14 protein-coding genes are annotated in these 13,074 nt (G+C 56.0%); 9 read left to right on the top strand and 5 right to left on the bottom strand.

Features of this window, described 5'->3' with window-relative positions; translation table 11 throughout:
- Positions 1-25: 25 nt before the first annotated feature.
- Together JZM60_RS13205 and JZM60_RS13210 are read left to right on the top strand one after the other, a co-directional pair.
- On the top strand, positions 26-976 hold the full coding sequence (locus JZM60_RS13205) for an aldo/keto reductase (protein WP_207162900.1): 951 nt from the start codon (positions 26-28) through the stop codon (positions 974-976).
- Between the two features lie 87 nt (positions 977-1,063).
- Positions 1,064-1,273: a 4Fe-4S dicluster domain-containing protein gene (locus JZM60_RS13210; RefSeq protein WP_207165599.1), complete on the top strand. Its 210-nt coding sequence runs from the start codon at positions 1,064-1,066 to the stop codon at positions 1,271-1,273.
- A gap of 135 nt (positions 1,274-1,408) precedes the next feature.
- Here JZM60_RS13210 and JZM60_RS13215 read toward each other — a convergent pair whose 3' ends face one another.
- Positions 1,409-1,558 (bottom strand): hypothetical protein, encoded by a 150-nt coding sequence (locus tag JZM60_RS13215; RefSeq protein WP_207162901.1) that lies wholly within the window; start codon positions 1,556-1,558, stop codon positions 1,409-1,411.
- A 264-nt stretch (positions 1,559-1,822) separates the two neighbouring features.
- Here JZM60_RS13215 and JZM60_RS13220 point away from each other — a divergent pair, with 264 nt between their 5' ends.
- Positions 1,823-4,297 carry an AMP-binding protein gene (locus JZM60_RS13220; protein WP_207165600.1) on the top strand — a complete coding sequence of 825 codons (2,475 nt, stop codon included), beginning with the start codon at positions 1,823-1,825 and terminating at the stop codon, positions 4,295-4,297.
- Between the two features lie 3 nt (positions 4,298-4,300).
- Positions 4,301-6,916, top strand: a complete 2,616-nt coding sequence (locus JZM60_RS13225; RefSeq protein ID WP_207162902.1) for a cation-translocating P-type ATPase — start codon at positions 4,301-4,303, stop codon at positions 6,914-6,916.
- A 2-nt stretch (positions 6,917-6,918) separates the two neighbouring features.
- Here JZM60_RS13225 and JZM60_RS13230 read toward each other — a convergent pair whose 3' ends face one another.
- Both JZM60_RS13230 and JZM60_RS13235 read right to left on the bottom strand, forming a co-directional pair.
- A complete protein-coding gene (locus JZM60_RS13230) occupies positions 6,919-7,350 on the bottom strand; it encodes an archease (protein ID WP_207162903.1) in 432 nt (143 codons plus the stop codon).
- A gap of 20 nt (positions 7,351-7,370) precedes the next feature.
- The gene (locus JZM60_RS13235; protein WP_207162904.1) at positions 7,371-8,462 is read right to left on the bottom strand and encodes a phosphotransacetylase family protein; all 1,092 of its coding nucleotides are present in this window, start codon (positions 8,460-8,462) and stop codon (positions 7,371-7,373) included.
- A 97-nt stretch (positions 8,463-8,559) separates the two neighbouring features.
- Between JZM60_RS13235 and JZM60_RS13240 the strand changes: the two genes are divergently transcribed.
- Positions 8,560-9,042: a hypothetical protein gene (locus JZM60_RS13240; RefSeq protein WP_241426261.1), complete on the top strand. Its 483-nt coding sequence runs from the start codon at positions 8,560-8,562 to the stop codon at positions 9,040-9,042.
- Positions 9,043-9,045: 3 nt separating this feature from the next.
- A complete protein-coding gene (locus JZM60_RS13245; protein WP_207162905.1) occupies positions 9,046-9,501 on the top strand; it encodes a YaaR family protein in 456 nt (151 codons plus the stop codon).
- 15 nt (positions 9,502-9,516) lie between these two features.
- Here JZM60_RS13245 and JZM60_RS13250 read toward each other — a convergent pair whose 3' ends face one another.
- Together JZM60_RS13250 and JZM60_RS13255 are read right to left on the bottom strand one after the other, a co-directional pair.
- Positions 9,517-10,974: an RtcB family protein gene (locus JZM60_RS13250; RefSeq protein WP_207162906.1), complete on the bottom strand. Its 1,458-nt coding sequence runs from the start codon at positions 10,972-10,974 to the stop codon at positions 9,517-9,519.
- Positions 10,975-11,079: 105 nt separating this feature from the next.
- Positions 11,080-11,625 carry an HD domain-containing protein gene (locus JZM60_RS13255; protein ID WP_207165602.1) on the bottom strand — a complete coding sequence of 182 codons (546 nt, stop codon included), beginning with the start codon at positions 11,623-11,625 and terminating at the stop codon, positions 11,080-11,082.
- Between the two features lie 128 nt (positions 11,626-11,753).
- On the opposite strand from JZM60_RS13255, the gene JZM60_RS13260 reads away from it, so the two are divergent.
- The 3 genes from JZM60_RS13260 to nrdR all read left to right on the top strand — a co-directional run bounded on the left by JZM60_RS13260 (position 11,754) and on the right by nrdR (position 13,073).
- Entirely contained in the window at positions 11,754-12,080 is a 327-nt protein-coding gene (locus JZM60_RS13260; RefSeq protein ID WP_241426262.1) for a peptide chain release factor family protein, read from the top strand.
- 79 nt (positions 12,081-12,159) lie between these two features.
- Positions 12,160-12,624 (top strand): deoxycytidylate deaminase, encoded by a 465-nt coding sequence (locus tag JZM60_RS13265; protein WP_207162907.1) that lies wholly within the window; start codon positions 12,160-12,162, stop codon positions 12,622-12,624.
- Positions 12,621-13,073, top strand: coding sequence for a transcriptional regulator NrdR (gene nrdR, locus JZM60_RS13270; protein WP_207162908.1), 453 nt, complete (start codon positions 12,621-12,623; stop codon positions 13,071-13,073). Before JZM60_RS13265 ends, nrdR begins: the two co-directional genes overlap by 4 nt.
- Position 13,074 lies beyond the last annotated feature (1 nt).

Consider the following 13,074-nt stretch of genomic DNA (forward strand, 5'->3'; position numbering starts at 1 on the left):
AATTTCCGCAATCAAGGGGGGTCCCATGAAAAAAGCGATTCTCGGCGCAACCAATATTTCATTTTTCCCGCTCATCTTCGGCACGCTTCCCTTGGGGCCGCTTCAGGCCGGCCTTTCCCCTTCAGAGGGGGGGCGCCTCATTCGCCATGCCCTCGAACATGGGGTTACCATGCTCGACACCGCTACGCTTTACGATACTTACCCCCATGTCCGTGAGGGGATAACCGGCTGGCAGGGTGACGTCACGATTGTAACAAAAACCCATGCCAACGATGGGCCGACAGCCCGATCCCATGTGGAGAAGGGATTGCGGGAACTGGGCCGCGAGCGGCTCGACATTGTTCACCTCCATGGGGCCAGGGTTGCCGATCCTTTTACCGAGCGGATAGAGGTGCTTGAGGAATTGCTGAGGATGAAGGATGAGGGGAAAATAGGCCATGTCGGATTGTCATCGCACTATATCTGTGCCATCCGGAAAGCGGCCGACCATCAGGAGATTGAAGTTGTCCACCCCCTTATCAACCGCACCGGCATGGGGATTCTCGACGGCAGCGCTGTTGAGATGGCGGAGGCCATAGCCGGGTGCGCCAGGGCCGGCAAGGGTGTTTACGCCATGAAGGCCCTGGCGGGGGGGAATCTGATCGCCGAGGCGCGGGAGAGTCTCGCTTACGTTCGGGGGCTCGAAGGGGTACACGGCGTTGCCATCGGTATGCTCTCCGAGGCTGAAATTGAGGCAAATATCGCCCTGTTCTCCGGCAAGGCACCCGAGGACGAAGTGTGGCGGCAGTTGGAAAGCCGTCGCCGGAAACTACGGATCATGGAGAACTTCTGCAAGGGATGCGGCGGCTGCGTCGATGCCTGTGCCAGCGGAGCCCTTTCCATTGCCAATGGCAAGGCGGTTCTCGATGAAGAATCATGCATCCTCTGCGGATACTGCGCTGCTTCGTGTCCCGAATTCATTATTCGGGTGGTCTGATTTATTAATCGTATGGTTTATCTCGTTGTTGTTGATGAGTGATAAACAGTGCCAAAGATGGCTACGTGCCGGGATGCGAACAGTATGATGAGAAAAGAAGGGTGCCCGGAGATCGACAGGAAGCGCTGCAAAGGGTGCGGGCGTTGCGTCTCGGCATGCGAGGCCCGGCTCATAAGCCTTGAGACGGATGGGGTGCAAAAAATAGCTGCGGTGCGTGATTGCGAACGGTGTAATCAATGCGGGAAATGTGTCGAGGATTGCCTATACGGGGCAATTTCCTTCCGGATGATGCCGTAGGCATGAGCTTTCCACGAGGCCTGTGGATAACCTCCCTTAAATTGTGGATACCCACAGTAATTCTTAAGTATCCTTCAGTACTTTACCAGTCTGCACAACGTATAGGCACAAGCTGTAACTGATTGAAATAGCGTGTCAATAACTTTTCATGTTTTCGTAGAACAGGAAAACTAGCAGAATAACAAGGGCTGCCGCGATGAACATCAGCACGATGGCAATGATTGTGTTGATGGTGTCCTGAATCTTTTCCCTCGGTGTTCGGTCTTCCCTGATATAACGGCCCATTTCTGTCATCCTCCGCCCGGTACGGCGTACTGTATCAAGGCTCCTGCCGGCTAATGATTGCTTAAACACTATCTAAAACTACACCTAATAGCAAGTTCCACTATCCGAAACCTGCCGGATTGCCTGTAGATCCCCGTTATTCGCAACCATCTCCGGTTGCATCGCGCCCAGGGCGGCCGTATACTTGTTTCTACCGTTAATCGTCAAGCACTCCTTTTTCTTGTACTTATTGCTGCGGGATTTACCAGCCTGCCCGGAATTTTGATGGAAACTCTTGCCGATATTTTTTCTTTATTTCATCAACGCGGAGGGACAACCGCTTTCGTTTATCGGACGGGGGTTCGTTGTCTTTCCTTTTCCTATCTGGAATTCCATGACCTGTCGCTGAAAATGAACCGCTGGCTACTGAGCCAGGGGATAGGGGAGGGTGACAGGGTTGTTCTCTGGGCGCCCAATTCTCCCTGGTGGGCGGTGGCTTTCTGGGGACTCATGGCCCGTGGCGCCGTGGCGGTGCCTGTGGACTTCATGTCAGGCACTGACAGGGCCGAAACCATTGCCGAACTTACGGGGGCAAAACTCGTAATCCAGAGCAGAGACAAACTCGATCGCCTGACCGGGCGGCCATCGGTGCTTGTGGAGGATCTCGGCTTTCTCCTGGAAGCGGCAGAACCCCTGGCTATCAGCCACAAACCCTCTCCGGACGACATGGCCGAGCTTATCTATACTTCCGGCACCACTGGCAATCCCAAGGGGGTCATACTTACCCACCGGAACCTTGTCGCAAATCTTTTGCAGGTCAATAGCCACATCCCCATAGTAACGTCCGATTTCGGTTTTCTGTCACTTCTCCCCCTGTCGCACATGTTCGAACAAATGGGGGGATTCTTCACCCCCCTCTACAGGGGAGCCTCCATCGTCTACATCCGGACCCTCAAGCCCTCGGCAATCATGGAGGCGTTGGGCGATGAGGACATCTACGCAATTATTGCCGTTCCGCGGCTCCTCCAGCTGCTGAAAGGTTCCATCGAACGGGAGTTTGAGGCGAAAGGGCTCGGCCCTCTGCTCAAGGGCGTTTTGAAAGCGGCAGAAAAGATGCCGCAGGGGATGCGTTCGATTCTGTTCGGCCCAATCCACCGAAAATTCGGTCAAAATTTCAGCCTTTTCGTCTCTGGCGGAGCCCCGCTTGATCCGGATGTCTTCAGATTCTGGAATACCCTTGGCTTTAAAGTGCTTGAGGGATATGGGCTTACCGAGTGCTCCCCTGTTCTGACCGCAAATACCGTGGAACGACAGGTGCCGGGTTCGGTGGGGAAACCCCTTGAGGGGGTTGAGCTGAAGCTTGAGGAGGGGGAAATCATTGCCAGGGGCGACAACATCTTTCCCGGATATTACGGCAACGAAGAGGCGACTTCCGGAGCATTCGTCAATGGCTGGTTCCGCACCGGAGATCTGGGAGAGTTCGATTCGGATGGCTGGCTCCGCATCAAGGGAAGGAGCAAAGAGCTCATCGTTACCGGAGCCGGGGTAAATGTCTACCCCGATGAAATCGAAGCGATCCTGAACCGGACCCCAGGGGTCCGTGAAGCATGCGTCATCGGCCTGGACCGCGGCAAGGGGGACGAGGTGCATGGTGTCCTGATTCCCGATGACAGCGGCCGGCCGGTCCAGGAGATAATTGATGAAGTTAACGGGATGCTCGACGAACTTCACCGTATCACCAGTTTCAGCGTCTGGCCCGAAGGGGACTTTCCAAAGACCACTACGCTGAAGATTCGCAAGTTTCAGGTCAAGGAGCGCGTTGAGCAGGGGGAAGGCGACTCGGGAAGCGGTCGTGGCCTCGACCGTCTTGCAAATCTCATTGCAACGATAACGGGCGTTCCCCCTGAAAAAGTTACGGATGAAGCGCTTCTGGTTACAGACCTGGGGCTTACCTCCATTGCCCGCCTCGAACTCGTGAATTCACTGGAAATTGAATATCGCCTTGACCTTGAAGATTCGGTCATAGGCCCGCAGACGCGCGTGGCCGACCTGAGAGAGATGCTGCGGCGGCGTGAAAAAGTGATCAGCCGCGACCACTTCAGGAACTGGGCCATGGGGGGGATTGCTCTTTCGGTCCGGCGGCTGCTGGATGCTGTGCTGCACGGTCCGCTTGTTCGCGCGTTTGTAACTCTTGAAACCGTGGGGACCGAACACCTGAAGGCCGATACAGGGCCAGTGATGTTCGTGTCCAACCATCTTAGTTATTTCGATCAACCCACAATCATGTCCGCCTTGCCCCAATCGTGGCGCTATAACACCGCCACTGCCGTGTGGGAAGAGTTCTTTTTCCGCAATTTCCGGAATATGCTTCAGAGATTCTGGAAGCGGCTCGCCTATGAGTATGTCAGCGTAGCGTTCACGGTGTTCCCTTTGTCGCAAAGTCGCGGTTTCAGGAGAACGCTGCGCTTCATGGGACGTCTGGTTGATCGTGGCATGAGTATTCTGATTTTTCCGGAAGGTGAGCGTTCGCTGGACGGATCGCTGCTATCGTTCCAGCAGGGGATCGGGGTCATGGTCCGGGAATTGGGAATACCGGTGGTGCCGGTTAAGATCAAGGGGCTTGAAACGGTTTACCCGCGGGGAGCTTCATGGCCGAAAAGGGGAACCGTTACGGTGGTTTTCGGGCAACCGATTCATTTCCGGGGTGAATCTCCGGCAGAGATTGTTGATAGAGCCAGGCGTGCGGTACAGGAACTTTAGATAATGGGATGGCATCTGAGAACCGCTGAAGAATCCCTTGCCGAGCTTCGCTCCTCCAATGGGGGGCTTTCGGCCGGGGCCGCACGGAAACTTCTCGCCGAGATCGGTCCCAATGAACTTCAGGAGATGGCGCGAAGGACCCCCCTGGCCATGCTCCTCGCGCAGTTCACCGATTTCATGATCCTTATCCTCCTGGGGGCGGCAGTCCTTGCGGCGGTAATTGGCGATATGGGCGACGCCATGCCGATTATCGCCATAGTTATCCTCAATGCAGTGATCGGATTCGTGCAGGAGTTCAGGGCTGAGCGCGCCATGGCGGCTCTGCGGGAGATGGCAGGGAGCAGCGCCACTGTCGTGCGGGATGGAAACCCCGTCAGCGTAGCAGCCAGGGAGATTGTGCCGGGTGATCTGGTTCTGCTGGAGGCGGGAAACGTGGTTCCCGCCGACCTGCGATTGGTGGAGGCGGTCCACCTCAAGGCTGTAGAGGCGGCCCTTACGGGCGAATCCCTTCCGGTGGATAAGATAACGGAGCCCCTCGAAGACCCCGACCTTCCCCTTGGGGACCGCCGGAATATGACCTTCAAGGGGACCGTCATCTCCTACGGTCGTGGTTCCGGGGTTGCCGTGGCCACGGGGATGGGGACGGAGCTGGGTCGTATCGCCTCAATGCTCCAGAACGAAGAGGAGACCAGAACTCCTCTGCAGAAGCGCCTTGCCGTATTCGGCCAGCGATTGGCAGTGGCGATACTCATTGTCTGCGCCATTATCTTCACTCTCGGCTTTATGCGCGGAGAGCCGTTGCTCCTCATGCTGCTCACCGCCATTTCCCTGGCGGTGGCAGCCATTCCCGAGGCTCTTCCCGCTGTAGTCACCATTACCCTTGCACTGGGCGCCCGCAGATTGGTGAAGCAGAACGCCCTCATACGGAGGCTTCCTGCGGTCGAGACCCTTGGCTCCGTCACCTATATATGCTCGGACAAGACAGGAACTCTTACCCTCAACCGGATGACCGTCGAAAAGGTCGCGGTGAACGGCGGAGAACTGCCCCTGAAAGAGGCATGCAGCACCGGTGGAGGAGAAGCGGGCCGCCATTTCATGATGGCGCTGGCCCTTTGCAGCGACGCCCGGCTTGACGGAGAGGGGAACCTTATCGGCGACCCCACCGAGACGGCTCTTTCGGCGGCTGCACTCAGTTGCGGCTACGATCGCCGGGATCTGGAGCGCAATTTCCCCCGCGTTGCCGAACTTCCTTTCGACTCTGACCGCAAGCTCATGACCACCTTCCACCGCCATGGCGAAGAATTCGTCGCCTATACCAAAGGGGCTGTTGAGGCGATAATCGGCAAATCGTCGGCAATGCTGGTGATGGGCGAGGAACGACTCCCGGATGTCGATGGAATCCTCAGTTTGAGCGAGGAGATGGCAGCGGAAGGATTGCGGGTTCTGGCCGTGGCCATGAGGCACTGGGACCGGGTTCCGGGTCGCATGGAAAGCGATGGCGTGGAGCGTGATCTGATCTTTCTCGGCCTGGTGGGAATGATGGACCCGCCGCGGGCGGAAGCGGCCGAGGCTGTGAGCGACTGTAAAGGTGCCGGAATCACGCCGGTGATGATTACGGGTGACCACCCGCTCACGGCCGGTATTATCGCCCGCCGGCTTTCCCTTGTTGAAGATGACGGCAAAGCTGTCATAACCGGCCGCGAACTTGCCGGGCTCACCCAGGAGGAATTCGAGCGGCGGGTGGAGGATATACGCGTCTATGCCCGCGTGGCGCCGGAGCAGAAGCTGAAAATAGTCAAGGCCCTTCAGGAGCGGGGCCACTTTGTCGCCATGACCGGCGACGGCGTGAACGACGCCCCGGCACTGAAGCGGGCCGATATCGGCATTGCCATGGGAATTACCGGCACCGACGTTTCCAAAGAGGCGTCGGCCATGATTCTCCTTGACGACAACTTTGCCACCATAGTCAAGGCGGTGCGGGAGGGAAGGCGAATCTATGCCAATATCCTGAGGTTCATCATATACTCCATCACCTGCAACGCCGGTACCCTGGTTGCCATAACCCTTGCGCCATTCTTCGGGCTCCCGTTGCCCCTTTTGCCGATCCAGATCCTCTGGCTGAACCTGCTGACGGATTCCCTTCCAGGCCTTGCCCTGGCAGCTGAACAGGCCGAGCGCGATGTCATGAAAAGACGTCCGGTCGATCCCGGGGAAGGGATATTTTCCGCCGGTCGGGGATTTTACGTGGTGGGTTTCGGCCTCCTCATCGGCGCGGCCGCCTTGGCGTTTCAGATGTATGCGCTTCGCCGGGGGCTTCCCTGGCAGACTATGGTATTTACCTTTCTCGTGCTGAACCGCATGGCAGTGGCACTTGCGGTCCGTTCTGACCGTCAGTCGCTGTTTACCATGGGGTTCTTTTCTAACCCTCCTCTGTGCGGAGCAATTCTTATCACCTTCCTGCTCCAGTTGGCGGTTGTCTACATCCCGGCGCTGAATCCGGTTTTCTCGACGGCACCGCTTTCAGGAGAAGCCCTGGCTGTTACTGTTGGGCTGGCGCTCGGCATGCTTCTGGTTTCCGAGCTTTACAAGGCGATCAGGCGAATGTTACTGCAAAAGTAGGATCAGACGTCGAGAATGACTGTTGCCCGCCAGACTCCGTCACGATGCTCGACAGAGAACCTGTGGAGGGTAACGGCCTTAACATCGACGATCATGGAGTGTCGGCCGGGGGAGATTTCCTCGCCTGCGACCAATGCCCGAAGCTCCAAGATGCTATCACTGCCGGTGATGGAGAGAGAGGCTGGGCGGAGAAGGAGCCTGCGTGCATCCTTGTAATAGATAAGTTCCTGGAGAAAGGCAAAGAGGAGAAGATCCAGTTCGTTGTCCTTGAGGACGATTTCAAACTGTTCCAGTGGTTGGATAGTTGCGAGATCCTCCACCATGACGTTGGTCATGGCATCGGCTGCTGCCGCGAACATCTCGTCGCGTGTCGTGCCGATGGCTTCGAAAGCAGCATCGGCCGTGGCGATGTCAGGCAGGTAGCGGTAGGGCATGGCAAAGGGTTAAAGGGGTGCTAGAGAAGCGCTTCGATGGCTTCAAAATCGATTTCGTTCTCGGCATTGGCCCTGATCCAGTTCAGTTTTTCCTGATCCTCGGCAGTTATCTTTGCCACGTCTTCCATGAGGGTGGTGAAGACATTGGCCGTGGAGTCATGAACTCTTATGTAGGGGATGTCGCTGTCGTCCAGGATTTGCTGACTGATCTCCGAAGTGGGCACATGGCCTGCGATCACAAGCCCCGCAATCTTTTCCCGGAACGATGGAATATGGTAGAGGGATGAGATTGTAACGATCAGTTCATCACGGGAACTGGTGATGACGATGAGGGTTGATTCTTCAAGGGCGTCTACGACGCGCTGGGCTGAAGCAGCTCCCAGATGGATGTGGTGGATGATGCGGCTTTGCCCGTCGGGGTCGCCGTGTACGGAAAGATTGAGCAGTTTGCCTATGTGGGAGAGGGTCGGGTTGGCGAGGATGGGGGAATAATTGAAGCCGCCGCTGATTTTGAGAGAGCGCCCCGGAAGCCCCTTGCCGAGAAAGCTGAGGATTGAGTCACGCTTTCCGGTCCGTAGCTTGTTGACGAGTACCATTCGAACATCAACGTCTTCTTTTTCGTAAAGTGCCAGATTCAGATGTACTGCGTCAATTGTGCTGCCGATTCCGCTGTCGGTCACAATAATGACAGGTGCATTCAAAGTATGGGCGACGCAAGCATTGCTGAGCCCGATTACCGACCCCACGCCCGAGTGTCCGGCCCCTTCGATGATGAGCAGATCGTACTTCTTGTCCAGAATTTCAAAGGATTCGAGAACTTTGTCCCGGAGTGAGCCACAGTCGATTTTCCCGCTGAGGAAATCGCGGGTGAAGTTCTTGTGGAGCGGCACCGGGTTCATGAGGGGGAGATCCTCTTCAAGGCCGAAGGTGCGAGCCATGAGGATGGCATCCATATCGACGGTAAGGCCGTTATATGCCTCGATTTTGGGGCCGATGGGCTTGATGAAGCCTACCTTGCGGTATTTTTGCCGCGCAAGGTGCATGAGTGAAACACTCATGGTGGTTTTGCCACAGTTTTGCCCTGTTGCGCCGATGAAGATTTTCTTCGCCATCAGTTCCCCCACGGTAGTTTATTCAGCTAGAGCTGCAAGATAATGCTCCCGTACCGGTCTTTGTCGCAAAATTCTGATGCAGTATACACCATAGATAATGGGGTGCGAGAGAAAAAACTCCCGGAATGCTCTGTTTCCGTATGGTTCTCCTGCGCAGGAGCTCTTTTGGATTTATGGCTTTGGCCTGTTTTTTGCTTTTCATTCACTAGAATTTTTTTTCGAAAGGTGCCCTGTGAAATATCTCCGAATGGTTCTTCCATTGGTACTGATTGTAGCGGGATGTTCTCCGGTTCGGCAGCAGTTGAGCTCCTGGCAAGGGGCAAGCCTTGATGAACTGGTGGATCAGGTGGGCCCCCCATCGTCCGTTTCGGATGATATGTCGGGCAACAAGTTCTATCACTGGCAAGAAGACCGTGGCGATGTATATACCTATATCGGCCGGGTAAATCTCAAATGCGAGCGGACATTTGGCGTCGATGGCCGTGAAATAATTACTTCTTTTGACTGGGAAGGTACCTGTCTTGCCACCCCTGATTCCCCTTGGCAGCGTATGTCAAAGTTCCAGGATGGAGCGGAATGATTTATGCGCATTAATGACAAAATTTCGTCACGGGATGTTGATAAGAAGGCTGGGCAGGGGAAGCTCTTAAGAACCGGGGGTGGAGAAGTAAGCTCGCCCTTTGTGCGGGCGCTTTCATTGCGCCGCACGGAGATTGACTCCTATGAGCAGCAGCTCCAGGATCTCAAGGACGAGATTGACCGGGCGGGTTCCGATCTGGAACGCGAACCCACAATAGCCAATTTCCGGACTTATCGCGATCTTATCGCCACCCTTGCCAAAACCGTGACATCCAATGCCTACCGCCTTGAGCGGGTGGGGGGAACAAGCCTGAATCCCCGCTGCTTCGAGATCGTAACGGTCATCGACCGGGAGGCTGACAACCTGTTGCGTCTCATCATGACGGAAAACAAGGACCGCCTGGCGATTACCAACAAGATTATGGAACTCAAGGGGCTCATTGTCGATTTTCTGACCTGAGCCACTGTCCGTTTTCTATCCTTTGACATTCCCGATGGGAAGAAGCCGCACCACACGCCTGCTGAGGTGTGCCCGCTCAGTTGCTTCGGCCACATCGTCGATGTTTTTGTAGGCAACACCTGCTTCTTCGGCAAGCCCTCCCCACGAAGCCGTCCGTACGTAAATGCCCCGCTCCTCCATATCGCGCTGCAGTTTCTGCCCCCTGACCATCTTCTTCGCCTGGTGCCTGCTCATTGTTCGCCCGCTGCCGTGGGCAGTGGTGTAAAAGGTCTCGATTCCGCCGGATTCTCCTGCCAGAAGGTAGGAGCCCGTTTCCATGCTCCCCCCGATGATGACCGGCTGGCCGGTTTCCCGGTAACGGTCCGGCAACCCCTCCATGCCGGGGCCAAAGGCCCGGGTCGCACCTTTGCGGTGGATGAGCAGTTCGCGGGCTTTTCCGTCAACCACGTGGGTTTCCAGTTTTGCCGTGTTGTGGGCAACGTCATAGACCATTTCCATTCCCAGGTCGCTGGGGTCGCGGCCGAAAATATCAGAAAACACCTCGCGAATGCGATGGAGGATCACCTGACGGTTGGCAAAGGCCATGTTAACGGCGCACTTCATGGCTGCAAAGTAGTCCTGCCCCTCCCGTGATCTGAACGGAGCGCAGGCCAGTTCCCTGTCGTTGACCGATATGCCGTATTTCCTCTCCATAACCGACAAAAAGAGTTGCAGGTAATCAGTGGCCACCTGATGGCCAAAACCGCGGCTGCCGCAGTGGAACATGACTACCACTTGATTCGGGATGGATATGCCGAAGGCTCGGGCGAGATCGGGGTCATAGATGTTCTCCGGCCGCGCCACCTGTATTTCCAGATAATGATTTCCAGAGCCAAGGGTTCCAATCTGGTTGTAGCCGCGGTCAATGGCTTTCTGGCTCACCTTGGAGGCGTCCGCCCCCTGGAAGCATCCCCCCTCCTCGGTCAGTTCCAGATCTTCGGGCCACGCGAACCCTCTTTTCATGCACCAGCGGGATCCCTGCTCGGCAACGCGGCAGAACTCTTCATGGGAAAGCTTGACAAAACCGTGGCTCCCGACCCCTGCTGGAACGTGATAGAAAAGGGCATCCACCAATTGCCTGAGGCGAGGCCTGACCTCTTCTTCGGTGAGGTTGGTGAGAACCAGGCGCATGCCGCAGTTGATGTCAAAGCCGATGCCGCCGGGGGATATGACGCCAGTTTCAGGGTCCATGGCCGCCAGCCCCCCGATGGGGAATCCGTACCCCCAGTGACCGTCGGGCATGCAAAAAGCATATTTCTGTATGCCTGGCAGGCACGCCACGTTGGATACCTGGTCGAAAACGCCGGCATCCATTGCGCTAATCAGTTTTTCGGTCGCGAAAATGCGGGCCGGGACAAGCATGCCGGATTTATAGGAAACGGGGAGTTCCCAGATTGTGCCGGTTATCCTTTTGAGGGCGGACGGTGGCGTCATGGCCTTACCTCCTTTCAAGGACTTGCAGGCTTGAAACAGTATACCATGACGAATGATTTCCGGCTGGAGAAGGGATAGAGTGAAGGGTAAGTATGTAAGGCGATACTACGCGCCGAATTCGACCAGCCACTCTTCAAAAATAGCCACGCGGTGCTCTCCGTGTTTGCGCAGTCCTTCCCTGATTTCCTGGGGGGATTTTTCTTTTCTGAGGGTGTCCCTTTTTTTGGAAAAGAAGAGATCGGCATAGCAAACAAGCTTTTCTTCCCGTGAAATAGGCACCATGTCGCGCGAGGGCAAGGGAAGGGATTGGTGTTTGATATCCTCAATGGTGAGACCAACCCCGATGTGTCTTTCACAGACCAGTGCGTGGAGGGGGAGCCCTTCGGATTCAAGGATTTCTCGGCCGATGATTCCGTGGAGGATATAGGGGGCGCTGCCTGTGCAGCCTATTCCGGGCGAGTTTGTGCGGCAGACTCCTATGTCGTGGAGAAGGGCTGCTTCTTCGATAAACGCCACGTCAAGCGAAGGGTCGCTGAGATTCCGGGCAATGCGGACTGCCTTATCCGCCACCAAGCGGCTATGTTCAAGTACAATGGCGCATGCTTCTGCAGCGTCTCCGAAATGACGGGCCATGATCTGCTCAACGTTCATCCTGTTTGCCTCCATGTTCTGTTAAGGTTATTATTTATTTTTGCTGCAACACATGTCAACCATTCCGCAATGCGCAGGCCGGCCCACGACGATCAGCCCGGCATGAATGTGTTGCTTTCGAGGGGACAATGATGATTGAGATAAAGGAATCTGATCTGAAGGTCGAGTATTACCGGGGTTCGGGACCCGGCGGCCAGCACCGGAATGTTACCGAAACCGGTGTCCGCATTCGCCATCTTCCCACCGGCATCGTGGTGCAGGCTTGCGAGAGCCGTTCCCAGGCCCGCAATCGCGAGATAGCTCTGGAACGACTCCGGCAGACTCTGGAGCGCCGGGCACGCCGCGAAAAAAAGAGGATTGCGACCGCCGTTCCCCGCAGCCAAAAGGAGAAGCGGGTTGACGATAAAAAACGCCGCGCCATGACCAAGCGTTTGCGCACCCTGCCGGATGATTAGTCAAACCCGGCTAATTCCTTGACGTTGCTGCATTTATCGGCTATTCTGCCCAGCCAAACCATACCACGGAGAACCCTCCATGACACGACCCACCTGGGATGAATACTTTATGGAAATAACTCATCTGGTTTCAAAGCGTTCAACGTGTCTGAGGCGGCAGGTGGGGGCGGTAATCGTAAAAGATAAAAATATTCTGGCAACGGGGTATAACGGCGCTCCTTCCGGTGTTGCCCATTGCCTTGAAGTCGGATGCCTGCGGGCCAAACTCGGCATTCCTTCCGGCGAGAGGCATGAGCTTTGCCGTGGCCTCCATGCCGAGCAGAATGCCATCATCCAAGCCGCCAAGCATGGCACGAATATCGATGGGGGCACCCTCTACTGCACCACCATGCCGTGCATTATCTGCTCGAAAATGATCATCAACGCCGGTATTCGCCGCATCGTTTACGAGGATGGGTACTCGGACGAGCTGGCTCGGGAAATGATTGGAGAGTCGGGGGTCGTCGTCGAAAAATTTGGCGAAGATAAGGGGACTGAGTCGTGAAATGCCCGTTTTGTGCCCATCCGGACAGTAAGGTGGTTGATTCCCGTCCTGACAAAGGAGGCGCGGCAATCCGCCGCCGGCGCGAATGCGAATCATGCGCCAAGCGCTTCACAACCCACGAGCGGGTTGAGGATACCCTTCCTCTGGTCCTGAAAAAGGACGGGCGCCGCGAGCCCTTTGACCGCATGAAGATTATCGGTGGTATTCTGAAGGCTTGCGAGAAACGCCAGATATCCCGCGAAACGGTTGACCGCCTCGTCGATCGCCTCGAAGGCCGTCTTCAGGAGTGGAGCGAGAAAGAAGTCCCCAGCACCACCATCGGCGAGTGGGTTATGACCGAACTCCATGACATCGACGAGGTGGCCTATGTCCGCTTTGCCTCGGTCTATCGTTCCTTCAAGGACGTCAACGAGTTCATGGCTGAATTACAGGATCTCTTGAAGAAGTAAC

The sequence above is a fragment of the Geobacter benzoatilyticus genome, from assembly GCF_017338855.1.
Classification (GTDB): Bacteria; Desulfobacterota; Desulfuromonadia; order Geobacterales; family Geobacteraceae; genus Geobacter; species Geobacter benzoatilyticus.